General features: G+C 68.5%; 24 protein-coding genes. 9 read left to right on the top strand and 15 right to left on the bottom strand.

Features of this window, described 5'->3' with window-relative positions:
- Nucleotides 1-56: 56 nt before the first annotated feature.
- Nucleotides 57-449 carry a VOC family protein gene (locus tag jaqu_RS15555; RefSeq protein WP_043919925.1) on the top strand — a complete coding sequence of 131 codons (393 nt, stop codon included), beginning with the start codon at nucleotides 57-59 and terminating at the stop codon, nucleotides 447-449.
- On the opposite strand, the gene jaqu_RS15560 is transcribed toward jaqu_RS15555, so the two are convergent.
- From jaqu_RS15560 to secA, 3 genes are all read right to left on the bottom strand, one after another.
- The gene (locus jaqu_RS15560) at nucleotides 425-1,270 is read right to left on the bottom strand and encodes an inositol monophosphatase family protein (RefSeq protein ID WP_043919926.1); all 846 of its coding nucleotides are present in this window, start codon (nucleotides 1,268-1,270) and stop codon (nucleotides 425-427) included. The genes jaqu_RS15555 and jaqu_RS15560 overlap by 25 nt on opposite strands.
- Before the next feature lie 81 nt (nucleotides 1,271-1,351).
- Nucleotides 1,352-4,117: a DUF2339 domain-containing protein gene (locus jaqu_RS15565; RefSeq protein ID WP_043919927.1), complete on the bottom strand. Its 2,766-nt coding sequence runs from the start codon at nucleotides 4,115-4,117 to the stop codon at nucleotides 1,352-1,354.
- A gap of 140 nt (nucleotides 4,118-4,257) precedes the next feature.
- The gene (gene secA, locus jaqu_RS15570; RefSeq protein WP_043919928.1) at nucleotides 4,258-6,966 is read right to left on the bottom strand and encodes a preprotein translocase subunit SecA; all 2,709 of its coding nucleotides are present in this window, start codon (nucleotides 6,964-6,966) and stop codon (nucleotides 4,258-4,260) included.
- 155 nt (nucleotides 6,967-7,121) lie between these two features.
- Between secA and jaqu_RS15575 the strand changes: the two genes are divergently transcribed.
- From jaqu_RS15575 to jaqu_RS15585, 3 genes are all read left to right on the top strand, one after another.
- The gene (locus jaqu_RS15575; RefSeq protein ID WP_043919929.1) at nucleotides 7,122-7,946 is read left to right on the top strand and encodes a peptidylprolyl isomerase; all 825 of its coding nucleotides are present in this window, start codon (nucleotides 7,122-7,124) and stop codon (nucleotides 7,944-7,946) included.
- A gap of 72 nt (nucleotides 7,947-8,018) precedes the next feature.
- On the top strand, nucleotides 8,019-9,377 hold the full coding sequence (argJ, locus tag jaqu_RS15580; protein ID WP_084629920.1) for a bifunctional glutamate N-acetyltransferase/amino-acid acetyltransferase ArgJ: 1,359 nt from the start codon (nucleotides 8,019-8,021) through the stop codon (nucleotides 9,375-9,377).
- A gap of 22 nt (nucleotides 9,378-9,399) precedes the next feature.
- The gene (locus jaqu_RS15585) at nucleotides 9,400-9,810 is read left to right on the top strand and encodes a (deoxy)nucleoside triphosphate pyrophosphohydrolase (RefSeq protein ID WP_043919930.1); all 411 of its coding nucleotides are present in this window, start codon (nucleotides 9,400-9,402) and stop codon (nucleotides 9,808-9,810) included.
- Nucleotides 9,811-10,023: 213 nt separating this feature from the next.
- Here jaqu_RS15585 and hemH read toward each other — a convergent pair whose 3' ends face one another.
- Nucleotides 10,024-11,112, bottom strand: a complete 1,089-nt coding sequence (gene hemH, locus jaqu_RS15590) for a ferrochelatase (protein WP_089268310.1) — start codon at nucleotides 11,110-11,112, stop codon at nucleotides 10,024-10,026.
- Nucleotides 11,109-11,945 carry a methyltransferase domain-containing protein gene (locus tag jaqu_RS15595; RefSeq protein ID WP_043919931.1) on the bottom strand — a complete coding sequence of 279 codons (837 nt, stop codon included), beginning with the start codon at nucleotides 11,943-11,945 and terminating at the stop codon, nucleotides 11,109-11,111. Before jaqu_RS15595 ends, hemH begins: the two co-directional genes overlap by 4 nt.
- A gap of 29 nt (nucleotides 11,946-11,974) precedes the next feature.
- Between jaqu_RS15595 and jaqu_RS15600 the strand changes: the two genes are divergently transcribed.
- The 4 genes from jaqu_RS15600 to jaqu_RS15615 are packed head-to-tail and all read left to right on the top strand — an operon-like array spanning nucleotide 11,975 to nucleotide 14,280.
- Complete coding sequence (locus jaqu_RS15600) at nucleotides 11,975-12,715, top strand: ComF family protein (protein ID WP_236687877.1); 741 nt, start codon at nucleotides 11,975-11,977, stop codon at nucleotides 12,713-12,715.
- 37 nt (nucleotides 12,716-12,752) lie between these two features.
- Nucleotides 12,753-13,010 (top strand): glutaredoxin 3, encoded by a 258-nt coding sequence (gene grxC / locus jaqu_RS15605; protein WP_043919932.1) that lies wholly within the window; start codon nucleotides 12,753-12,755, stop codon nucleotides 13,008-13,010.
- Nucleotides 13,007-13,837 (top strand): carbon-nitrogen hydrolase family protein, encoded by an 831-nt coding sequence (locus tag jaqu_RS15610; protein ID WP_043919933.1) that lies wholly within the window; start codon nucleotides 13,007-13,009, stop codon nucleotides 13,835-13,837. Before grxC ends, jaqu_RS15610 begins: the two co-directional genes overlap by 4 nt.
- Nucleotides 13,834-14,280 (top strand): MarR family winged helix-turn-helix transcriptional regulator, encoded by a 447-nt coding sequence (locus tag jaqu_RS15615; protein WP_043919934.1) that lies wholly within the window; start codon nucleotides 13,834-13,836, stop codon nucleotides 14,278-14,280. Before jaqu_RS15610 ends, jaqu_RS15615 begins: the two co-directional genes overlap by 4 nt.
- Before the next feature lie 11 nt (nucleotides 14,281-14,291).
- Here the strand turns inward: jaqu_RS15615 and jaqu_RS15620 are convergent, their stop codons facing one another.
- The 6 genes from jaqu_RS15620 to jaqu_RS15645 form a co-directional block, all read right to left on the bottom strand.
- Nucleotides 14,292-14,987, bottom strand: a complete 696-nt coding sequence (locus jaqu_RS15620; RefSeq protein WP_043919935.1) for an NYN domain-containing protein — start codon at nucleotides 14,985-14,987, stop codon at nucleotides 14,292-14,294.
- 9 nt (nucleotides 14,988-14,996) lie between these two features.
- Nucleotides 14,997-15,968: a serine hydrolase gene (locus jaqu_RS15625; RefSeq protein WP_043919936.1), complete on the bottom strand. Its 972-nt coding sequence runs from the start codon at nucleotides 15,966-15,968 to the stop codon at nucleotides 14,997-14,999.
- Nucleotides 15,965-16,459, bottom strand: coding sequence for a GNAT family N-acetyltransferase (locus jaqu_RS15630; protein ID WP_043919937.1), 495 nt, complete (start codon nucleotides 16,457-16,459; stop codon nucleotides 15,965-15,967). The genes jaqu_RS15625 and jaqu_RS15630 overlap by 4 nt, the downstream gene beginning before the upstream one ends.
- Nucleotides 16,456-17,058 carry a hypothetical protein gene (locus tag jaqu_RS15635; RefSeq protein ID WP_043919938.1) on the bottom strand — a complete coding sequence of 201 codons (603 nt, stop codon included), beginning with the start codon at nucleotides 17,056-17,058 and terminating at the stop codon, nucleotides 16,456-16,458. Before jaqu_RS15635 ends, jaqu_RS15630 begins: the two co-directional genes overlap by 4 nt.
- Nucleotides 17,059-17,223: 165 nt before the next feature.
- Entirely contained in the window at nucleotides 17,224-17,604 is a 381-nt protein-coding gene (locus jaqu_RS15640; protein WP_043919939.1) for a SecDF P1 head subdomain-containing protein, read from the bottom strand.
- Complete coding sequence (locus tag jaqu_RS15645) at nucleotides 17,601-18,713, bottom strand: S-(hydroxymethyl)glutathione dehydrogenase/class III alcohol dehydrogenase (protein WP_043919940.1); 1,113 nt, start codon at nucleotides 18,711-18,713, stop codon at nucleotides 17,601-17,603. Before jaqu_RS15645 ends, jaqu_RS15640 begins: the two co-directional genes overlap by 4 nt.
- 83 nt (nucleotides 18,714-18,796) lie before the next feature.
- Here jaqu_RS15645 and jaqu_RS15650 point away from each other — a divergent pair, with 83 nt between their 5' ends.
- Nucleotides 18,797-19,039: an I78 family peptidase inhibitor gene (locus jaqu_RS15650; protein ID WP_201774376.1), complete on the top strand. Its 243-nt coding sequence runs from the start codon at nucleotides 18,797-18,799 to the stop codon at nucleotides 19,037-19,039.
- Here jaqu_RS15650 and jaqu_RS15655 read toward each other — a convergent pair.
- The 4 genes from jaqu_RS15655 to jaqu_RS15670 all read right to left on the bottom strand — a co-directional run bounded on the left by jaqu_RS15655 (nucleotide 19,017) and on the right by jaqu_RS15670 (nucleotide 23,263).
- Nucleotides 19,017-19,715, bottom strand: a complete 699-nt coding sequence (locus jaqu_RS15655) for a cytochrome b561 domain-containing protein (protein WP_043920206.1) — start codon at nucleotides 19,713-19,715, stop codon at nucleotides 19,017-19,019. The two genes, jaqu_RS15650 and jaqu_RS15655, sit on opposite strands and share 23 nt — an antisense overlap.
- 199 nt (nucleotides 19,716-19,914) lie before the next feature.
- The gene (locus jaqu_RS15660) at nucleotides 19,915-20,775 is read right to left on the bottom strand and encodes a carbohydrate ABC transporter permease (protein WP_043919941.1); all 861 of its coding nucleotides are present in this window, start codon (nucleotides 20,773-20,775) and stop codon (nucleotides 19,915-19,917) included.
- Complete coding sequence (locus jaqu_RS15665; RefSeq protein WP_043919942.1) at nucleotides 20,775-21,692, bottom strand: carbohydrate ABC transporter permease; 918 nt, start codon at nucleotides 21,690-21,692, stop codon at nucleotides 20,775-20,777. Before jaqu_RS15665 ends, jaqu_RS15660 begins: the two co-directional genes overlap by 1 nt.
- Before the next feature lie 242 nt (nucleotides 21,693-21,934).
- Nucleotides 21,935-23,263, bottom strand: a complete 1,329-nt coding sequence (locus jaqu_RS15670) for an extracellular solute-binding protein (RefSeq protein WP_043920207.1) — start codon at nucleotides 23,261-23,263, stop codon at nucleotides 21,935-21,937.
- Nucleotides 23,264-23,265 lie beyond the last annotated feature (2 nt).

Genomic DNA, 23,265 nt, shown 5'->3' on the forward strand with positions numbered 1-23,265 from the left:
CCTCGACCATGGTTGAGGTCCGATCAGAGGCGGGTCAATCGTGAAAGGAGGCCGCCATGGCCCATCTCGAACATGCAAACATCACCGTCCGCGACGCCGAGGCCGCCGCCGCGACCCTCTGCGACCTGTTCGGCTGGCGAATCCGCTGGTCGGGCGACGCCATCGGCGGCGGGCGCAGCGTCCATGTCGGTGACGACGAGGCCTATCTCGCGCTCTACACCCCGGCCGGGGAGGTGGCGGACGGGCCCAGCAGCTACGGCTTGCAGCGGTGCCTGAACCATGTGGGCATCGTCGTGGACGATCTGGATGCCAGCGAAGCGCTGGTGCGCGATGCCGGTTTCGTTCCGCGCAGCCATGCCGATTACGAGCCCGGACGGCGGTTCTACTTCGACGGGCCCGACGGGCTGGAGATCGAGGTCGTCGCCTACGACAATGCCTCGGCGAGCTGAGGGGCCATCATCTCCCACACGGCGGAGGAGCGCGCGTTGAAGAGCGCGCTTCCCGCCAGGTCGGCATCCGTCATCGTCGGCGCGTAGTCCCGCCCGTCCAGCAGGCCCGACCGTCCTCCCGCCTCCCGCAGACACAGGACGCCGGCCGCATGATCCCAGACGTTGATCCCGCCATTGACCACGAAGTCGGAGCCGCCGAGGCAGAGCAGGCGGTATTCATGGACGCTGGCGCCGAGATTGGTGTTGCGCCGCAGGCCCGGCGTCAGCGCCGCAAGCCGGGTGCGTCCGGGCTCGCCGTAGAAGTACTCGCCCAGATTGCCGCGCATCCTGTCCTTCGGCCCCGCCTCGGCGGTCGTGCTGAGGCGCCGCGCGGTGCCGTTCCTGTGGAAGTGGCAGCCGCCGCCCCGCGTCGCGAGAACCCAATCGTCGAAGCCCGGATCGTAGAGACAGCCCCAGACCGTCTGCCCATCCTCGACCACGGCGACGATCACGCCGTGATTGGCAAGGCCATGGGCGAAGTTCCACGTCCCGTCGATCGGGTCGATCACCACGCAGCGGCCGCCCGCCACCGCGTCGAGGCTCGCAGTGCCATCGGAGATCGACTCCTCTCCGATGACGGCGTCGCCGGGCAGAATGGCGCGAACCCGCCTGGTCAGGGCCTCTTCCGCGGCGCGGTCGGCCACGGTCACCAGATCGTCGAAGGCGCGCTTTTCGTCCACCGCGTCGGGCGGCAGGTTGCGGAACCTCGGGCGGATCTCGTCGGCGGCGACGGCGCGGATCGCGTCGACCATGGCGTCGGACTGGGTCGGGGTGAGGGGCATCGCGGTCTCCGGGCTGGTCTGGCCTGCGCCTAGCGCGCGGGCGGCGCGGCCACAACGGACCGCGCGGCCCGGCGATGCGCGTCAGCCGGGATCGTCACCGCGGGGACCCAGCCGCGCGGTCGCCCAGCGGTCCAGCCAAGTCAGACCAATCAGCGCGACGCCCAGCGCGAGGAACGCAAACACCCGGAACAGGCCGCCCAGCGCCGCGGCGTCGATCAGGAAGACCTTGGCGATGGTCAGGCCGATCGCCACGCTGCCCGCACGGCGCAGGCCCGGCGATTGCCGGGCGAGGCCGTACCAGAACAGCACCGCACCCAGGACGATCAGCGCCGCGGTGTAGACCACCATCTCGGCGGAGGAGATGCCGGACCCGATCTCCATCGCCGCGCTGCCCCTGATCGCGTGGCGCAGGGTGAGAATCGCCCAGAAGCCCGCAAGCACGGCGCCGGCCCCGGTCAGGATGCGCCAGCCAAAGCGGCGTCCCGCCCCGATCAGCAGCAGCCCGGGCAGGAGATAGGCGGGCAGCAGCGTATTCAGGATCGGGGGTCCGGCCACCAAGGCGAACCGGCTGGTTAGCGGCGATGACACGGTCAACCCGAAGACCAGCATAGCGAACCCTGCAAGCGCGAAGGCACCCGCCATGGCGATCCGCAGAAAACGCAGACCCGCGCCCCGGCGCAGTAGTTCGATCTGCGCGGCGGCAAAGAGAAGCAGAACCGTCGCCAGAATGCCCAGGGACGCATGGCCGCCGTCGGAATCGACCTCTCTCAGCACCCGCAGCAGCGACATCCCCACCGCATAGCCCAGGAAAGCCAGCGCTGACGTCTCGGCCACGTCGAAGGCGGCGCTGGTCTTCGGGCGCCCGCCGGCAAGCTGCTGCCGGGCGAGCCCGAACAGGATGGCCACGCCGAACATCGAGACCAGCACCTCGATCAGCGGGCCGTCCAGATGCCAGAAGACGCCCGGATCGACGGTCAGGCGCCAGCCGATGAAGGGGGCCGACAGGATGACGAACCAGCCCATCTCGGGCAGGTCCTGCCGCCGGGCGATCCAGGCGGACCCGAAGGCGAGGCCCGCGACCGAGATCGTCAGGGCCGTCTCGCCCACCAGCCAGCCCAGCCCGTAGCCGATCAGCGCCAGCGCCATGAGGCCCGCGAGCGCGACCCGCAGCCGATCCTCTCGCCGGTCGGGGAAGGCAGGCGCACGGGCCCAGAGAAGCGCCATCGCGGTCGCCGCCGCCGCCGCGCCCATGGCGATCAGGGCCCAGGTGAAGGCGCCCATCACCCGTGGTGCGTCGGCCTCCAGATGCAACGCCAGCCCCATCGCGGGCAGCGTGACCACGGCGCCGATGGCCCAGGGCAGCGGCCAGGTCGGGAACCGGTCGAGCGACCGGCGGAAGGCCGCCGCCGAAACCAGGGCCGCCAGCGCCAGGAGCGCGGCCATCTGACCTGTCCCGGGCGCCCAGCCCTGCAGCGGCATGGCGGGATCGGCAGGCGGCAGAACGACGGGGACGCGCATATGCGTCACCATCGCGATCAGGGCGGCGACCGGCAGCAGAGCCATGTCCTGCAGCGCGCGGGCCTCCCGGCCATAGAGCGCGACCATGAGGTAGAGGACGAAGGCCAGCCCCGCGCCCAGCATCAGCATCCTGTCCGCGAGCCAGAAGCTGGCACCGGAGGCGACGGCCACGGCGACGAAGGCCATCAGGACGGGCGGTCCGGGCCGCCGCATCCTCTGCCGCCGCGCCGTCCATTCCAGCACCATCCGGCCGCGATGCGCCGGCACGATGCGCCCGTCCGGGAAGCACAGCGCCAAGAGGACGATCACGCCCAGCGCGATCGCGTAGGCCGGCGCGGCATCCGGGTCGGCGGCGTGAATCAGCGCCGTGCCGCCAAGGCCCACAGCCAGCGCGAGCCACGAGACCCAGCGCCCCGACCAACGCCGCACGGCATCCACGCCCAGCCCGATCATTGTGAGCGCCGCGTAATAGCCATGGAGCAGCGAGAGGTCGTCAGACGCCCCTCCGAACACGAACGGAGAGAGCGCGCCCCCCAATAGCCCCGTCGCCACGAGCACCGGGCCGTGGAACCAGCCCAGCAGGACCGACAAGAGCGAGACGGCCACGATGCCCGCGAGCCCCGGACCCGGACCGATCAGCCCGTAGAGGTGGATCGCCCCCAGGATTGCGGCGTAGGCGGTGACCAATCCGGCCCCGGACAGCACCGAGGGGATGGACGCGGTCAGCGTCGCACCCTCCTCGGTCCCGTCTCCGTAGCGGCGTCGGACCACCTCTCCGACGATGACGAGCGCGGTGCCGAAAGCCAGCGCCGAGAGCACGCGGACGACCGGCGGAAAGACGCCCCGCTCCGCGCCGTACTGGACGAGGAAGATCCCGGCGAGGCCCAGCGACGCCGCGGCGGCGGCCAGGAACCAGTTCCGGGACAACCAGTCGGTCAGGCGTTGCCACAAGCCAGGACCCTGCGGAGCCGTTGTACATGCCTCTACCTGTGGTGCCGAATCCATCTGGCGCGATGCCGTCGCCTCCGGCGCGGGCTCCGAGGCCGGCTCGGAGCGGATAACGCGATCCGGCTCTTGGGACGCGGCGCGCCAGGGGCCAGCCGGCGTTTCAGCCGCCTCGTCGACCTCGGCCTCCGCGATGGTCGGTGCGGGATCGGGCGACCGGACCGGCCGTGACGCAGACTGTGGGATCGGGGCAAGTGCCGCGACCCGCGCCTCCAGATCGGTGAGCCGGCGGCGTTGGCGCGCGACCTGCACCATCAGAACGATGACCGCGACCGGAAACCCGACGATGAAGGCAAAGGCGACGATGCCGAGCAGAACTTCCACGCGCAATCCTTCTCATTCGCTCGAATGACGACGGAGCCTGCGCACGGGCCCGGCCCCGCAGGCCCGTCTAGAGCGTCAAATCGACAGAAACGAGGCAAATGCGCGTCCCGGTCGCCCGGGCGCCCGCGCGCGCACGGCGCCTAGTAGGCGCCGTGGCAGTGCTTGAACTTCTTGCCCGACCCGCAGGGACACGGGTCATTCCGGCCGGGATCGCCCCAGGTGCTTGGATCGTCCTCGACGAAGCCCTCGGCGGGCTGGCCCGCGGCGGCCGGTTCCGTCACCGGCTGGGGCTGGGCGGCGGCCTGCCGGTCCGCGACGGCACGCTGCTGCGCGACGAGCTGCGCCAGCATCTTCTTGCGCTCTTCCTCGGACAGCGGCCGGATCTGCGCCAGCTTCTGCGTGACGTCGGCGCGCAGGCTGTCGAGCATCCCCTCGAAGAGCTGGAAGCCCTCGGTCTTGTACTCGTTCAGCGGATCGCGCTGCGCGTAGCCACGGAAGCCCACCACCGAACGCAAATGTTCCAGCGTCAGAAGATGCTCGCGCCACTTCGCGTCGATGGTCTGCAACAGCACCTGCTTCTCGATCGAGCGGAGCTGTTCGGTCCCGAACGCCTTTTCCTTCTCGGCCATCATCTTGTCGGTCGCCTCGTAGAGGCGCTCGCGCATGACCTCCTGATCGACGCCGTCTTCCTCGGCCCATTCCAGGATCGGGACATCGACCGAAAGCCCGTCGATGACCGCGGCGTACAGCCCCTCGGCGTTCCACTGGTCGGAATAGCTCTTGGGGGGCAAGTACTGGTCGACCAGATCGTCGATCACCTGGTGCCGCATGTCTTGCGCGATCTCGCCGATATCCTCGGCCTCCATGATCTCGAGACGCTGCTCGAACACCGCCTTGCGCTGGTCGTTCATCACGTCGTCGAATTTCAGGAGTTGCTTGCGGACGTCGAAGTTGCGTCCCTCCACCTTGGCCTGCGCCCGTTCGAGCGACTTGTTGACCCACGGATGGACGATCGCCTCGCCCTCCTTCATGCCCAGCGTCGACAGCATCTTGTCCAGACGCTCGGACCCGAAGATCCGCATCAGGTCGTCTTCCAGCGACAGGAAGAAGGACGAGCGGCCCGGATCGCCCTGACGGCCCGACCGGCCGCGCAACTGGTTGTCGATGCGGCGGCTCTCGTGACGCTCGGTGGCGAGCACGAACAGGCCTCCCGCCTCCAGAACCTTGGCCTTCTCGTCGGCGACTTCCGCTTCGATCCGTGCGCGGATCTCGGCGGGCTCGGCCTCCGGCGCCTCGGCCAGCGCTTCGAGGACGCGCATCTCGACATTGCCGCCAAGCTGGATGTCCGTGCCGCGCCCGGCCATGTTCGTCGCGATGGTCACGGCGCCCAGACGGCCCGCCTCGGCCACGATCTTGGCCTCTTTCTCGTGCTGACGGGCGTTCAGGACGTTATGGGTCACGCCCGCCTCGTCCAGCATCTTGGACAGCATTTCGGACTTCTCGATCGAGGTCGTACCGACCAGGACCGGCTGGCCCTTCTCGTTGGCTTCCTTGATCTGCTCGACGATGGCCGCGTATTTCTCGGTCGCGGTCCGGTAGACGGCGTCGTCCTCGTCCTGGCGCGCGATGGGCTTGTTGGTCGGCACTTCGACCACGCCAAGCCCATAGATCGACGCGAATTCATCGGCCTCCGTCGCCGCGGTGCCGGTCATGCCGGACAGCTTGTCGTAGAGGCGGAAATAGTTCTGGAACGTGACGCTGGCCAAGGTGACGTTCTCGGGCTGGATCGCGACGCCTTCCTTGGCCTCGATCGCCTGATGCAGACCGTCCGAGAGACGGCGGCCCGGCATCATCCGGCCGGTGAACTCGTCGATCAGGACGACCTCGCCATTGCGCACGATGTAGTGCTGGTCCTTAAGGAACAACTTGTGGGCCCTCAGGCCCTGATTGACGTGATGGACCAGCGTCGTGGATTCCGGATCGTACAGCGACTGGTCCTCGGGCAGCAGGCCCGCCGCGTCCAGCCGGTTCTCGAGCCACTCGTTGCCTTCGTCGGTGAAGGTGACCTGGCGGGTCTTCTCGTCCAGCGTATAGTGCTCGTCCAGCACTTCCGGGATGATCCGGTCGACCGTCACGTAGAGGTCGCTACGATCCTCCGAGGGGCCCGAAATGATCAGCGGCGTGCGCGCCTCGTCGATCAGGATCGAGTCCACCTCGTCGACGATCGCGTAGTTGTGACCGCGCTGGGCCATGTCCTTGATCGTCGCGCGCATGTTGTCGCGCAGATAGTCGAAGCCCAGCTCGTTGTTCGTGGCGTAGGTGACATCGGCGGCATAGGCGGCACGCTTTTCGTCATCGGGCTGCTGCGGCACCACAACTCCGACCGTCAGGCCCAGCGCCTCGTAAACCTTGCCCATCCATTCGGCGTCGCGCCGCGCCAGGTAGTCGTTCACGGTGACGATATGAACGCCCTTGCCGGTCAGCGCGTTCAGATAGGCCGGGAAGGTCGCGACCAGCGTCTTGCCCTCGCCCGTCTTCATTTCGGCGATGTTGCCCTGGTGCAGGAAGATCCCGCCCAGAAGCTGCGTGTCGAAGGCCCGCAGACCCAGAGCGCGCCGCGCCGCCTCGCGGCAATTGGCGAAGGCCTCCGGCAACAGGTCGTCCAGGCTCTCGCCCTTCATGGCCCGCTGGGCCAGCGCCTCGGTGCGTTCCTTGATCTGTTCGTCGCTGAGCGCCTCGAATTCCGGCTCGAGCGCGTTGATCGCCTCGACCGTCTTGCGCTCCGCCTTCACCTTGCGGTCATTGGCGGTTCCGAACACCGCCTTCGTGATCTTGCCTAGTCCGAGCATTCCAGCCTCGCCCTTGCCGCCCCGCCCGAGGCCCCATAGGTGGGCGGGGATCAACTCGGCGGGTGGGGAAATCCGTTCGCCGTCACCTAAGACCGGCCCCCCGGGGTGTCAACGAACCCGAGCGGCGCAGGACGCGCCGGAAAGGACCAGACCTCATGATCCGACCCCTTCTTCTCGTCGGTGCCCTCGCCGCGCCGATGCCCGCCCTCGCGCAGGACGCGTCGACCGTGCTGGCGACCGTCAACGGCACCGACATCACGCTGGGCCATGTCATCGCCCTGCGGGAGCGTCTTCCCGCCGAATACCAGCAACTGCCCGATGACGTGCTGTATCAGGGTCTTCTGGACCAGTTGATCCAGCAGCAGGCCCTCAACGACGTGATCGGAGACGATCTGAACCGGGCCGACGAGCTGAGCCTAGAGAACGAGCGCCGCGCCTTCCTGGCCTCCCGGATGATCGGCCGTCTGGCCGAAGAGCCGCTCGACGAGTCCGCCATCGAGGAGGCCTACAAGGAGCAGTTCGGCTCTGCCGAGCCGGAAACCGAATGGAATGCCAGCCACATCCTCGTGGAAACCGAGGAAGAGGCCCGTGCGCTCAAGGCCCAGGCCGACGAAGGCGCCGACTTCGCCGAACTGGCGCGCGAGAATTCCACCGGTCCTTCTGGCCCCAATGGCGGTCTTCTGGGCTGGTTCGGCGCGGGCCAGATGGTGCCCGAGTTCCAGCAGGCGGTGGAAAGCCTTGAGGCCGGTCAGGTCTCGGACCCCGTGCAGACGCAGTTCGGCTGGCATGTCGTCAAGCTGAACGAGACCCGCCAGAAGGATGCTCCGCCGCTGGAGCAGGTCCGCCCCCAGATCGAGAACGCCTTGCGCGAGAGTACCGTTCAAGCCGAAATCGAGCGGATCGCGGGCGAAGCGCAGGTGGAACGGGCCGAGATCGACATCGAGCCGTCGGTGATCCGCGATCCGGAGCTGATCGACTGATCCCGATCTTTCCTCTGACCGGAAAATGATGTTCCCTCCCTGCCAGCCACGCCGGCAGGGAGGGTCCAAAACATGGCCAAGAAAGCCAAGGACAAGAAAATCAAGAAGCTGAAGGCCAAGGTCAAGAAGCTCAAGTCCCGTGCGAAGAAAGCGACGGCAGCGGCCGCCGATCAGGTCGCGGCAACGACCGCCATGTCGACGCCACAAGTCTCGCCCCTCGCCGTCGACATGCCCGATCTCCCGGTCGTGGATGGCGTGCGCTTCGCGACGGCTTCGGCAGGCATCCGCTACAAGGGCCGCACCGACCTGATGCTGGCGGTCTGCGACCCGGGCACGACGATGGCGGGCGTGACGACGCGGTCGGCTACACGCTCCGCCTCGGTCCTCGATGTCGAAGCCAAGCTGAAGGGGGCCAAGGGCAAGGCAGGCTGGGCGATCCTCGTCAATTCGGGCAATGCCAACGCCTTCACCGGTCAGGCGGGCGTCGATTCGGTCGCCGCGATCACGCAGGCGGTCGCGCAGGCGACAGGCCTGCCCGCCACCCGCGTCCTGACCTCTTCGACCGGCGTCATCGGCGAACCGCTGCCCCCCGAAAAGATCGCCGAAGCGCTTCCCGGACTGGGCGAAGCACTGTCGCCCGGCGGCATGGAAGACGCGGCGCGCGCGATCATGACGACCGACACCTTCCCCAAGGCCGCCACCCGGACAGTCGAGATAGAGGGCGAGACCGTGACCGTCGCCGGCTTCGCCAAGGGATCCGGCATGATCGCCCCCGACATGGCCACGATGCTGGCTTACGTCTTCACCGATGCGCGGGCCGGCGCGGGGATGCTGGCCTCGACGCTGCGGGATCTCGCCGACAAGACGTTCAACGCGATCACCGTCGACGGCGACACTTCCACCTCGGACACGGTGCTGCTGGCGGCGACGCAGAAGGCGGGCCCCGCCATCGCCTCGGCCCGCACGCGCGCGGGGCGTGACCTCAAGGCGGCGCTGCACGAGGTTCTGCAGGATCTGGCATTGCAGATCGTGCGCGACGGCGAGGGCGCGACCAAGCTGGTGGAGATCCGCGTCGAGGGTGCCGCCAACGCGCAGGACGCCCGCCGCGTCGCCTCGGCCATCGCCAACTCACCCCTGGTCAAGACCGCCATCGCCGGAGAGGACCCGAACTGGGGCCGCATCGTCATGGCGGTCGGCAAGTCCGGCGCCCGGGCCGACCGGGATCGCCTGTCCATCCGTTTCGGTGAGATCGAAGTCGCCCGCGACGGCCGGCGTGCCGACGATTACGACGAGGAGACCGCCGCCAGCTACATGACCCGCGCCGAAATCGCGATCACCGTCGATCTGGGCCTGGGCGAGGCATCCGACGTCATGTGGACCTGCGACCTGACCCATCGCTACATCGACATCAACGCGGATTACCGCTCTTGAGCCGCAAGACAGGGCCGCGCGCGTGAAGACCGTCCTCGTCTCGGCGGTGGCGCTGATCGACCCGGATGGCCGCCTGCTTCTGGCGCAGCGGCCCGAAGGGAAGTCGATGGCCGGCCTGTGGGAGTTTCCGGGTGGCAAGGTCGAAGCCGGCGAGACGCCCGAAGCCGCCCTGATCCGCGAACTGCACGAGGAGTTGGGCATCGACACCTGGGCTAGCTGCCTCGCTCCCCTGACCTTCGCGTCCCATAGCTACGGCCCGGACGAGGGGGGCTTTCACCTGCTGATGCCGCTCTTCACCTGCCGCAAGTGGGAGGGCGCGCCCCGCCCCAGAGAGGGACAGACCCTGAAATGGGTCGCCCCCGCCCGTCTGCGAGACTATCCGATGCCGCCCGCGGACATCCCCCTCATCCCGATCCTGCGCGACTGGCTCTAGCGGCGGGCTTGCCGGCCGACTGCCGGGGGCGCTGCCCCCGGACCCCCGGGATACTTGAAAAGCGAAGAAGACGCACGCAGGTCGCGGCCGTCCGGCCCATGCTCGATCGGGATGAGGAGCGAGGTTCCTTCTTCGCTTCGGAAATATCCCGGGGTCAGGGGCAGAGCCCCGGCACACTTCAGGAAGAAACCGGCCGTCAGGCGGTCCGCCGGATTACTCCGCCGCCTGCGCCACCGCGGCCCGGTCCGGCTGGATCCAGCCGGCGAGGTTCTCGTCGACGATGGCGGCCAGCGCGTCCATATGGGCGTCGTCCTCGTTGAGACAGGGGATATAGGTGAAATGCTCGCCCCCCGCCTCCTCGAAGCTCTCCTTGATCTCCTCGTTGATCTCTTCGAGCGTTTCGATGCAGTCGGCCGAGAAGGCGGGCGCGATGACGGCGATGTTCTTCTTGCCGTCCTCTTCGGCCAGGCGCGCGACCTCTTCGACGGTATAGGGCTTGAGCCATTCCTCGGGGCCGAACCGGGACTGGAAGGTGGTGACGATCCTGTCCTCGGCCCAGCCAAGCCGCTCGCGCAACAGGCGCGTCGTCTTCTGGCACTGGCAGTGATACGGATCGCCCTCCAGCAAATATCGCTTCGGCACCCCGTGATAGGAACAGACGAGGATGTCCGGCTCGCGCTCTAGCCCGGCATAGGCGCGCTCGACCGACTGCGCGAGCGCGTCGATATAGCGGGTATCCTCGTAATAGGCGGGGACGGTGCGCACGTTGGGCTGCCACTTCATCTTCATGAGCGCGCGGAAGAACTGGTCGCAGGCCGTGGCCGAGGTCGCGCCAGCATAATGCGGGTAGAGCGGGAAGAACACGATCCGGTCGCAGCCGGCGGCCTTCATCTGCTCCACCTTCGAGGTGGTGGAGGGATTGCCGTAGCGCATGCAGTAATCGACCACCACGCGGTCGCCGTACCGGTCCTGCATCCGCTCGGCCATCTTTGCGGTCTGGGCCTTGGTGATCGTGGCCAGCGGGCTTTCGCCTTTTTCGTCGTTCCAGATCGAGCGGTAGGCCGCCCCGGACGAGAACGGCCGCTTGGTCAGGATGATCCCCTGCAGCAGCGGCTGCCAGAGCCAGGGCGAGTAGTCGATGACCCGCCGATCCGACAGGAATTCGTTCAGGTAGCGCCGCATGGACCAGTAATCGTGCCCGTCGGGCGTGCCCAGATTGGCCAGCAGGACGCCGATCCGGCCCATCTTCACCTTCGGGTGGTCCTCGGGCGCGTGCGGCAGCGGCGTGTGATCGGTCATCATGTCCTCGTCCCCTCTTCGCCCAGTTCAGGCACGCCCAGCGCATCCGCCAGCCGGGCGGTCGCCGATCCCGGCCTCAGCGGCTTCGGCTGGTCGTCCGACGGCGCCCATCCGGTCAGGAAGATCGTCTCGAACGTCGCGCCGATGCCGTCCCCGTCCGGGTAGGCAGCCTTATAGATACGCTCGGCCTCGGAAAACAGTTCACGCGGCGGGGTGACGCGGTGGCGCGCGGCCAGGGCGTTGGTTTCCCCGGTGGCGCGCAGATCCCCGACCAGATGACGCAAATCGCGATAGCGGACCCGCCGCGGTTGGGTGTCGGCCACCGGAAGGGCCAGTCCCGCCCGCTGCAACAGGGCGCCCAGATCGCGCACTTCGCCCATCGGAGCGACGCGTGGCGACAGACCGCCCGAGATGCGCGCCTCCGCCTCGGCGAAGGCGGCGCGCGCCTCGGCCAGCGTATCGCCCCCCATGGCGCAGGCGATCAGCAACCCGTCGGGCCTCAGCGCCCGGCGGCACTGGATCAGCTGGCCCACCGGGTCGTCGGCCCAATGAAGGCACATGAAATGCACCACCAGGTCGTGCGCGCCCGGCTCCAGCGCCAGAACGGGCGCGTCCAGCACCACGACGGCGCCGGGCAGGAGATCGGCGAAAAGGTCCGGAAATGCCGTCACGACCGCAGGCGCGGTAAACGTTCTGTTAACGTCTCTGAGCCTTTCCTGCACCTCGTCCGCAGCTTCGCGATGCAGCGCCCAAGCACCGTCATCCGCGATCCGGCGGGCGCGGGCACGGGCCGCCTCCAATGCGCGGCGGTCGGTCAGGGTCGGTGTCTCGGCCATCGAAAGGCAGGTAGGACATGTCGGATGCGATGCAAAGGGTGGCAAACCTGACCCTCCGGGGTGGAATGGCGTTGCGCGACGCGATCTTTCCGCTCACCTGCCTGATGTGCGACGCGCGGGTCGAGGCGCCGGGCCTCTGCCCCGAATGCTGGCGAGAGACGCCCTTCGTGTCAGATCCGGCCTGCGACCTGTGCGGGACGCCCCTGCCGGGAACCGAAACGGCAGAGGGCGGGCGCTGCGATGAATGCCTGACCGTCCCCCGACCGTGGGAGGCGGGGCGCGCCGCGCTGGTCTATGCGGGCCGCGCCCGCGCGCTCGTCCTGCAACTCAAGCACGCCGACCGGACCGAACTGGCCCAGGCGGCGGCGCTTTGGCTGCACCGCAGGGCCCGCGACCGGTTGACCCCGGACACCGTCATCGTACCGGTGCCGCTGCACCGCTGGCGCCTGTTCCGCCGCCGCTACAACCAGTCGGCCGAGATCGCGCGCGCCCTCGCCGCGCGCACGGGCGGGCCGTGCCTGCCGCAGGGCCTGCTCCGGACCCGCGCGACGCTCAGCCAGGACCACCGCTCCCGCCCCGACCGGTTCGAGAACATCCGCGGCGCCATCGCGCCGGCGCCGGGCCTGGATTTGAACGGCGCGCCGGTCGCGCTGGTGGACGATGTGATGACCTCGGGGGCGACGATGGCCGCCTGTGCCGACGTCCTGCGCGCCGCCAGGGCGGGGCCGATCACCGCGCTCATGCTGGCGCGCGTTGCGAAGGACCGCTGAGCGTCTATATCGGGCACACCCCACAGGAGTGTCCCGGATGCAGCCCGTCACCGTCTATACCCAGCCGCTTTGCGGCTTCTGCACCGCCGCCATCCGCCTGTTGCGCGACAAGGGCGCCCAGATCGAAGAGATCGACGTCGCCAGCACGCCCGGCGCGCGGGCCGACATGACCCAGCGCGCGAACGGGCGCCGCACCACGCCGCAGATTTTCGTGGGAGACACGCATGTGGGCGGCTGCGACGACCTCTACGCGCTGGAACGGGCGGGCAAACTCGACCCGCTCCTGCGGGGATGAGGGCCGCCCTCCTCCAACTCACCGCCTCCGACGACCCAGAGGCCAATCTGCCCAGGACGCTCGCCTACGTGGACGAGGCCGCGGCAGAGGGCGCAGACCTGATCCTGACACCCGAAGTCACGAACTGCGTCTCTTCCTCGCGCGAGCATCAGAAGGCCGTCCTGCGGCCGGAACCGCGCGACCCGACGCTCTCCGCGATGCGCGCGGCGGCGGCGCGGCACCAGCGCTGGATCCTCATCGGCAGCCTCGCGTTGCGGACCGCCGACCCGCAGGGCCGCTTTGCCAACCGCTCGATCCTGATCGACCCGTCGGGCGCCATCGCGGCGCGTTACGACAAGATCCACATGTTCGACGTCGACGTCTCGGACACCGAGACGTTCCGCGAATCCGCCGCCTATCGCCCGGGCGCCCGCGCGACCGTGGCGCAGACGCCGTGGGGTGGGCTGGGCATGACGGTCTGCTACGACGTGCGCTTCGGGCACCTGCACCGGATGCTGGCGCAGGCGGGGGCCGTCATGCTGTCGGTGCCGGCCGCTTTCTCGCCGGTCACCGGCGCCGCCCATTGGGAGGTGTTGCTGCGCGCCCGCGCCATCGAGACGGGCTGCTTCGTCCTGGCGCCCGCCCAGACCGGACAGCACGAGGCCAGCGTCGGACGGACACGCCGGACCCACGGGCATTCCATGGTCGTCGCGCCCTGGGGCGAGGTGCTGCTGGATGCGGGCACGCATCCGGGCGTCCATCTCTGCGATATCGACCTGGCCGAAGTCGAAGCGGCGCGCGCCCGTGTGCCCGCCATCCATGCCGACCGCCGTTGGGACGGCCCATGACCGAGGAAGCCGACCGCCTCGCCGTCGCGCTCTTTTCCGAGGTGCTGACCGCGGACCAGCTCATCCGCGCGCGCCTGTCCAAGGCCTTGCCCAAGGGGATGGAGCTGAGCCATTTCGTCGTCCTGAACTACCTCGCGCAGCACCGGCAGGAACGGTCCCCTGCTGATCTGGCCCGCACGTTCCACCTGACGCGGGGGGCGATGACCAACACGCTCAACCGTCTGGAATGGGCCGGGCATGTCCATATCCGCCCCGACTGGGACGATGCCCGCCGCAAGCGCGTGGCCATCAGCCCGGCGGGCCAAAAGGCGCGCGAGGCGGCCCTTGCCGCGATCCGCCCGATCATGACCGCGGCCGTCCAGGAAATCGGCGAGGCCCGCATCCGTACCGCCATCCCCGTCCTGCGCGAGTTGCGCACCCGCTTCGGCGCGGGCGAAGACTAGGCCCGTCCGCCCTAGTCCCGCCGCCGCACCATGATCTGCGTGCCGTCCTTGCGGGTCTCCAGCCGCTTGATCTCGGCGATCAGGTCGCTCAGCTTGCGGCGCCCGTAGGTCCGGGTGTCGAAATCGGGGGCCACCGCGACGATCTGGCTGCCCAGCGCGCCCAAAGCGTACCAGTCGCCATCCGGGTCCATCCGCTCCATCGCGCGCAGGATAACCGGCAGCGCGTCCTGCGGCTTGCGCTTCGAGGGGCCGTCATCGACCCGCTCGTCGGTCAGGTTCTCGATCATGATGAACCTGTTGCAGACATTGCGTAGCGCCTCGGGGGCCTTGCCTTCGCCGATGCCGATCACGTCCAGCCCATCCTCGCGGATCCGGCTCGCCAGACGGGTGAAGTCGCTGTCCGAACTGACCAGCACGAAGCCGTCGAACCGCCCCGTATGCAGGATGTCCATCGCGTCGATCACCAGCCCGATATCGCTGGCATTCTTGCCCTTTGTGTTCGCCGTCTCCTGATGGGCGACCAGGCCCAGGTCGCGCACCTTACCGGCCCAGGGCTTCAGCCGGTCGCTGGACCAGTCGCCGTAGACCCGGCGCAGGCCGGGCTCTCCCAGCCCCGTGATCTCTTCGAGGATGGCTTCGGCGTACTTGGCGGGGATGTTGTCGGCGTCGATGAGGACGGCGAGAAGGGGTCTGTCGCGATTGGGCATCCCCGTAAGCTAGGCGAGTTTTCCGCCGCCGCCCACCGCAATCGCGGCCATCGCGCCAAAGATCTCTCGCTCGACCGGGCGCAGGGCATCGTCCTCGTCGCCCTCCGGCAGGCCGTTGAGCAGATAGGCGAAGGACAGACCGGCCTCGGCGTCGTGCCAGATCCCGCCGCACAGCCCGTATGCGTTGGCGAAATGCCCGATCAGAGCCCGGGGGTAGAAGGCGGGCCGGCGCAGGATCATCAGGCCCGGCCCGTAGCGGTCGAAGAGGTCGGTGGGCCGGGCTGGCCCCGGATCGTGCAGCACCGTCCGATCCATGGCGGGAATCGCGCGCGCCAGTGCAAGACAGCCCCGCAGCGAGGTCCGCAACCCGCCCTGCGGCGAGAAAGCCCCCGCGCCCGCGGCTTTCGGCGCGGGCGCCGGACCGGCCCCGTCGATCTGCGCGACGAAGCTCCGGTCCGTCCGGCGCAGGCAGGGGACGGCCCGCGCCCATGCTTCATCGGGAACGCCGGACCAGTTGAACCCGCCCTCGATGCCCCACGCGGCCAGCCAGGCCGAGGCCGCCTCTCCGAACCCAGCGCCCAGCACCGCGTCCGCCGCGAGGGCATAGCCCAGATTGCAATAGTCGAAGACCGGCGGCCCCCATTCCGCGTCCCCGGCCATCTGCACCGGCGACCGGCCATCCGCAGGCACCAGCCCCGCGCCGTCGCGCAGCCCGCTTACGTGACCCAGCAACGCGTCCAGCGCGATCCGCCGCCCCGCCACATCCACCGTTGCGCCGGGCGCCGCCGCCGCACGCACCACCTGCCCCGTCACCACCTTCGAGATCGAGGCCACGCGGATCGGTGCGTCCGGCCCCATCGGCGGCGCGTCCGGCGCGGCAGAGATCCCGAAGACCTGCGTCTCGTCGGCGCGCCCGACCGCCAGAGCCGCATGGGCGAGGCGCCCACGGACGGATCGGGCCAGATCGTCCAGGACGGTCACAGAAGCCGATACAGGATCAGCGCGTCGACGAAGCCCTCGCTCGGGTGTCGAAAAGCGCCGGGCACCCGGCCCACCTCTTCGAACCCCGCACGGCGCCAGGTGTCGATGGCGCGCGTATTCGTGGCCACGACGAAGTTGAAGACCATGCCGCGAAAGCCCAGCGCGCGCGCCTCCGACAGCGCGTGATCCAGCATCGCCCGCGCCACGCCGCGTCCTCGCGCCGCCGGGTCGGTGACGAAACCCGCATTGCACAGATGCGCCCCGCCGCCCTTCTGGTTCTCGCGGATGTAGAACGTGCCCACGGGCGCGCCCTCCAGCGACGCCACCCAGACCCGTTCCGCGAACCAGTAGGCCAAAGCCGCCTCGCGCGGGATCCCGCTATCGACGGCATAGGTGTCGCCCGCCCGAAAGACCGGCTCCAGCATGGCCCAGACGGTATCGTCCATCTCGCCGGGTCCGATCTCCCGGATCGTGACCGCGTCGCCGGTCATTCCCAGGCGAACCCGTCGCGGAACACCGAAAGTCCCTCCAGCGTCTCGGACAGGGACATCTCGCGGTTCTCCTTGATGACGACCGGGTTTCCCTGCTCTGGGGGCCGCTCGTTCCCGATGGGCCAGAACCGATCCGGGTTGTAGGCAAGCGACGTCTCGATCAGCCGGTCGCCATGCTTGGTGACCACCGAGGGCAACTCGTTCCCGTTCGTCTGCTGCATCGTCGCGACGGGCCCGTCATGGGCGGCGAACTGGAACAGCCAATAGGGAAAGTAGATGCCGCCGTTGAAATACTCGTCGTCATGGAAGGTCTGCGTCATGCGCAGGGCATGGCTGCCCTCATGCGGCTCCCTTGGGGCTTCGACCAGCTCACCGCCGCGGTAGACGCGCTTGGGACCGTAATGCCAGTAGAGATGGACGCCGTCGCCGGGCGCCCCCGTATTGCCGCGCAGGTAATCCTTCACGATGCCAGGCAAGCCGTCCAGCTCCGCGTCCGTCGGCGCATTCCCTTCGGACAGCACGGTCAGCGCCCGGTGCAGGGCCGCCGGCGCGTCGTGACGGACGTCGAAGCGGATGTGGAACAGGTAATGATCGGACATCGGAGTGGCCTTTCCTGACGGCGGACCCGGGTGGCCCTTCCTTCCATGGCGGCGCGCGGCGGGAAAGACGGGTCGCGCGATGTCGCAGGCCTAAGCGGGCGAACCGGGTCGCCACGCGCTCCAGGACCTGCAAACCTGTCCCTAGGCCCCGTGTAAGCGCTGCGCTCACCCTCCTGGGCACTCTGTCCCTTCGCGGATCGCGGCCGCCAGCGCCTCTGCCGATCCGGGATCGACGGGCGCGGGGATCTGGATATTGCCGCTGTAGATCGGCGTCATCAGTCGCGGTGCCACAAGCACCTCGCCGCAGCGCGAAAGTTCCACCACTTCGCCCACCAGCGGGGTGGTGAACGCCGCCAGACGTCGCGCGCCATTCTCCGACAGAGTGACGAAGACGACCGGCCCGCCCTGCTGCCCCTGCGCGATGACGGCATCCGCCACCTCGGCGCCGGTAAAGACCGCCTCTTCCGGACCCGCCGACAGGACGAACGCCTCCCCGGCCTGTGCAGCGCCCGCCAGCAGTGCCAGACCGGCGAGCGGAGCCCTCAATAGACCACCACGCTGCGGATGCTCTCGCCGCGATGCATCAGGTCGAACCCTTCGTTGATGTTCTCGAGCGACAAGGTGTGGGTGATCATCGGATCGATCTCGATCTTGCCGTCCATGTACCAGTCCACGATGCGCGGCACGTCGGTCCGACCCCGCGCCCCTCCGAAGGCCGTGCCCCGCCAAACGCGGCCCGTGACAAGCTGGAAGGGCCGCGTCGCGATCTCCGCGCCCGCCGGCGCGACGCCGATGATGACGCTCTCGCCCCAGCCCTTGTGCGCGGCTTCCAGCGCGGTGCGCATCACGTCCACGTTGCCCGTGGCGTCGAAGGTGTAATCCGCGCCCCCGCCCGTCAGCTCGACCAGATGGGCCACCATGTCGCCACTGACGTCCCCGGGGTTCACGAAGTCGGTCATGCCGAACCGCTCGGCCATCGCGCGCTTGTCCGGGTTCAGATCCACGCCCACGATCTGGTCGGCGCCCGCCAGCCGCAGCCCCTGGATCACGTTCAGTCCGATGCCGCCCAGCCCGAAGACCACGGCGCGGGACCCGATCTCCACCTTGGCGGTGTTGATGACGGCGCCGATCCCCGTGGTCACGCCGCAGCCGATATAGCAGATCTTCTCGAAGGGCGCGTCGCGCCGCACCTTGGCCAAAGCGATCTCGGGCATCACCGTATGGTTCGCGAAGGTCGAGCAGCCCATGTAATGCAGGATCGGCGTGCCGTCCGTCATGCGGAACCGGCTCGTTCCGTCCGGCATCACCCCCTGGCCCTGCGTCGAGCGGATCGCCTGGCACAGGTTCGTCTTGGGGTTCAGGCAATAGTCGCATTCCCGGCATTCCGGCGTGTAGAGCGGGATCACATGGTCCCCGACTTCCAGCGAGGTCACGCCCTCGCCGACCTCCACCACCACGCCCGCGCCCTCGTGGCCGAGGATGGCGGGGAACAGCCCCTCGGGGTCGGCGCCCGACAGGGTGAACTCGTCCGTATGGCAGATGCCGGTCGCCTTGATCTCGACCATCACCTCTCCGGCCTTGGGGCCGTCCAGCTCCACGTCCATCACTTCCAGCGGCTTGCCCGCCTCCAGTGCCACCGCCGCTCTCGTGCGCATCGCGTCCTCCCTGATCCTGCCGATCACCGTGGCGCGGCGACGGTCCACTTGCAATCGCCGCGCACCCGGTGATGCTGTGGGCCATGCGACGTCTCGCCCTCCTGATCCCGGTGCTCCTGATGGCCTGCAACGACAGCGACGATCCCTGCGGCGCCGAGGGTTACGCCTCGCTGGTGGGGACGAACGTGGCGGCGGTGACGCTGCCGGCGGACCTGAACCACCGCATCCTGGCCCCCGGCGGCATTGCGACCACCGATTTCGTCCCCGACCGCCTCAACATCGAGACCGACGCCGAGGGCACGATCACCCGTCTCTATTGCGGCTGACCCGGCGCGCATTGCCTGGATGCGAGGGGTCCGGCCCCCACAGCGCGACATAGGTGTCCACGACCATCCCTCGGCGCTGGAAGATCACGAAGGCCGCCGCCAGCCCGCCCCACCAGAACGACAGGCTCATCCACATCCAGCGCGGCGCGTTCGCCTGCCACAGCCCCGTCATGACGGCGGCAAGCGACAGGGCCAGCGCCGCATAGCCCAGCGTCTTGTGCACCCGCTCGAAGACAAGGCGGCGGCGCGTCATGTCGTAATGGTCGCCCCGCAGGCTGCCGCGGGGGTCGGTCGGCCCGCCCTTCGTGCCGCGCAACAGGCCCGACATCCCCTGCGCCGCGCCCAGCGCCAGGATCGCCCAGCCCAGCCAGTGATGGACCCATGCCCCCGCCGTGGCCGAGACCCCCGGCCCGGTCCACAGCACCAGCACGAGGCCGACCGCCATCAGGACCAGCGCCCCGCCCTGCGCCGCCAGATGGGTGCGCCACCAGAACAGGTTCTCGACCACTTCGGGAAAACGCTGTCGCGGCAGGACCTTGAAGAACCGCGCGATGATGACGCCAAGCGGTACGAGCACGCCCCAGGCCAGCACCATCAGCCGTCCGTGCCAGGCATGGAGCGCGCCGACATCGTGGGGCCGGGTCAGGTCGATGGGGGCCAGCAGCCAGTCGATCACGACGGAGCCCCCTCGGGAACGCCTCCGGTCATCGGCGCACGGACGGGGGCGGTCTTCCTCCGGCACGTCGCTTGCGATCCCCTCGAAAGGTCCACTGGACCTTTCGCCGGCTTCGCCGGTCCGTGGGTCGCCCAGGGCTGCGCCCGTGATCCGCCCGATCGATCCACCGGATCGATCGCCGCCGAGGGCGGACACCGGATCACCCCTTCACCGCCCCTGCGGTCATGCCGGTGATGATCTGCCGGCTGGCCACCAGAGTGAACAGGATCGGAGGGATCGCCAGCAACATGCCGGTCGCCATGATGACCCCCCAATCGATGTCGTACTCGGTGATCGAATTCACAATCACGACGGGCACCGTCCGCGTGTTGCGGTCCGCCAGCGCGTTGGCCAGCAGGAACTCGTTCCAGGCGATGCGGAAGGTGAAGATCGCCGCCGCCGCCAGCCCCGGCTTGATCAGCGGCAGCACCACCAGAAAGAAGGTGCGGAACGGCCCCGCGCCGTCCATCCGCGCCGCCTCTTCCAGTTGGATCGGCACCTGCACGATGAAGCTCTGCAGGATCCAGATCACGAAGGGCAGGTTCATCGCCACGTAGACCAGCACCAGACCGGCGCGCGAGCCGTCCAGCCCGTACTGGAACGTCCAGATCCCGAAGACCGGCACCAGCAGGACGGCCGGCGGCACCATCCGCACCAGCAGCGTCGTCAGGCTGGTCACCCCGCGCCCCATGAACCGGAACCGCACCAGCGCATAGGCCGCCATGCAGCCCAGGATCAGCGTCAGGAAAGTCGCGACCGTCGACACGATCAGCGAGTTCACCAGCGCCCGCCCGAAGGTCCGGTCGCAGCGGCGCACATGCTCCGGCTCGTACCAGAGGTAGTCGCACAGAACGGTCTCATAGTTGTTCAGCGTCGGCACGAAGAACAGAGCCGATGTGCCCGAGATGATATCCACGTTCAGCTTCAGCGACGTGGCCAGCATCAGCCAGATCGGCCCCACGGCCATCAGGACCAGCGCCACCAGCAAGGCATAGAAGGCGGGGTTGGCGCGGCGCTCCATCAGGTGATCTCCGCCTCGCGGGCCGCCGCCAGCCGGGCGGCACGCCGCTCGGTCAGACGGGTATAGCCGAACATCAGGATTGTCAGAACCAGCAGCAGGATCAGCAGCAGGTTCGACATCGCCGCCGCCGTGCCCAGATCCTGGAATTCCTGCGCCGTCCGCGCGATCCGCAGCGCGACGATTTCGGTCGACAGGCCCGGCCCCCCATTGGTCAGGACCAGGATCACCTCAAGCACCTTGAAGGCGTCGATCAGCCGCAAGAGCGCGGTGACGATCAGCACCGGCAGCATCAGTGGCAGCTTGACGTGCCAGATCAGTTGCCAGCCCGAAGCGCCGTCGATCCTTGCCGCCTCCATCGCCGATTGCGGCAGCGATTGCAGCGCCGCCAGCGCGAGGATGAAGATGAAGGGCGTCCATTGCCAGATGTCGGCGATCACGATCGAGGCGAACGCCCAGGTTCCGTCCGACAGCCAGGGCGCCGAAGGCAGACCCACGCTCTCCAGCATCCGGTTCAGCGTGCCGACGGTGGGATGGTACATGTAGCGCCACATCAGGCCCACCACGATGGGCGCGATCATCATCGGCAGGATGAAGATCGTCCGCAGCACGGTCATGCCCCGCAATTTGCGGTCAAGCAGAAGGGCCAGCCCCACGCCCAGCACCATCTCGACGGTGACCACGATCGCCGCGAACCGGATCGTCACCCAGAAGCTCTCGCGGAAGGCCGCGTCGCCCAGCAGGTAGATGTAGTTGCGAAGGCCCACGAACTCGGCCTCCCCGATCCGCTGGCTGGGATTCCAGTCCAGGAACGAGGCCCAGATCATGTACCCGATCGGGTAGAGCAGCGCGACCGCCATCACCAGGACGGCCGGCGCCAGGAACAGGTAGGGCGTCGCGCGGTTCACGTTCGCCAGCATGTCGACCCTCCCTCTTCGGTGGGGGCGTGCCCCCGGCTTCTTCTCGGCCCAAATACTCCCGCCGGAAGCCCGGATCGGTCGGGGCTCGATGCCCAGTCCGATCCGTCTCCCCGTGCCTCCGTCCGCCGCAATCCGTGCCGGTTGTGCAGACGGGGGGTGCACGGGGGGTGTACTGGACTTTCGGCAACACTCGCGTTGCCGATCGGTCACAGACGGCCCGCCGCGGGGGCGGGCCGCGTCCCTCACTCGGCGGCCTGCCAGGTGTAGTAACCCGACTCCTCCATCAGCGCGCGGGTCCGCTCCGCGACCCCGTCCAGCGCCTCCTGAGGGTCCAGCCCTTCGGTCAGGACCTGGCTCATCGTCGTCCCGATATCCGAGTTGATCTGCCCCCAGACCGGGATGATCGGCCGCCAGTCGGGATCCGCATATTTCAGAGCTTCACCAAAGGTTTCCGAGTAGGGATACTTCGCCTGCACCTCGGGATCGGCATAGGTCGAGAAGCGCGAGGGATTGCCGCCGGCCATCGCCACGGCCTTGTCGCCCTCCTTCGAGGTCAGCCATTGCAGCAGCAGGAACGCCGCCTCCTTGTTGGGCGCGTTCGCCGGGATGGCCAGCCCGAAACCGCCTGTCTGGCTGGCCCGCTCGACCCCCATCGGATGCAGCGCATAGCCGACGTTTCCAGCGACCTGGCTCTCGCTCGGATCCTCGAACCCGGCCGCAAAGGCGATCGAGTCGAGGAACATCGCCGCCTGACCCGACTTGAACGCCGCCGCCGCTTCGGACGGGCCGAAGGTCGTGCCACCCTCGGGGCCGCAATCAACGATCGTCTTCAATGCGTTGGCCGCCTCGACCCCCGCTTCGTTGTTGATGATCGGCTCCCAATTGTCGTCGAAGACCTGACCGCCCAGAGGCGCAAGATGCAGCAGGAAGGCATGGCTCGCCTGATGCCCCGACGCCGCGCGCGAGGCCATCCCCCCCATGCCCGGTTCCAGTTCGGGGATCCGGCATGCGATGTCGAGCAACTCCTCGTAGGTCTCGGGCGCTTCGATCCCGTGCTTCTCGAAGATGTCGCGGCGATAGGCCAGAACGCTGGTTTCGGACCCGAACGGCACCCCGAAGGCGCTGCCGAGCTGGCCTGGCAGATAGCCCTTGGTGCCGCCGGCCACGCCGATGTTCTGGACGTACCCGTCGATCAGGTCGCCCTGGTCGTAGGTCGGATCGGCCAGGGCCGGGTTCATGAAATACTTGGCCAGGTTCTCGAGCTGGTCGGCATAGACGTAGTCCGCCTTCGAGAACACCACGAAGGAGATCAGGTCGTAATCGCCCTCGTCCTTGGTCAGCTCCAGCGTCTGACGCTCCCGCATCCGCAGATACTGGAGCTGGTCCACCTCGACCTCGATACCGGTCTGTTCGGTGAACTGGTCCAGCACCTCGATGGCGGCGTCGTAGTGGGGATGCGCCGGGAACATCACGACCAGCGTCGTGTCCTGATAGGGCTCGTAGGGGTTGGCGAACGCGGTCCCCGCCAGCAAGGCCGCCGCGGCAGCCCCCGATCCTAGTCTCTTCAGCATGT

Source organism: Jannaschia aquimarina (assembly GCF_000877395.1).
In the GTDB taxonomy this organism is placed as follows: domain Bacteria; phylum Pseudomonadota; class Alphaproteobacteria; order Rhodobacterales; family Rhodobacteraceae; genus Jannaschia; species Jannaschia aquimarina.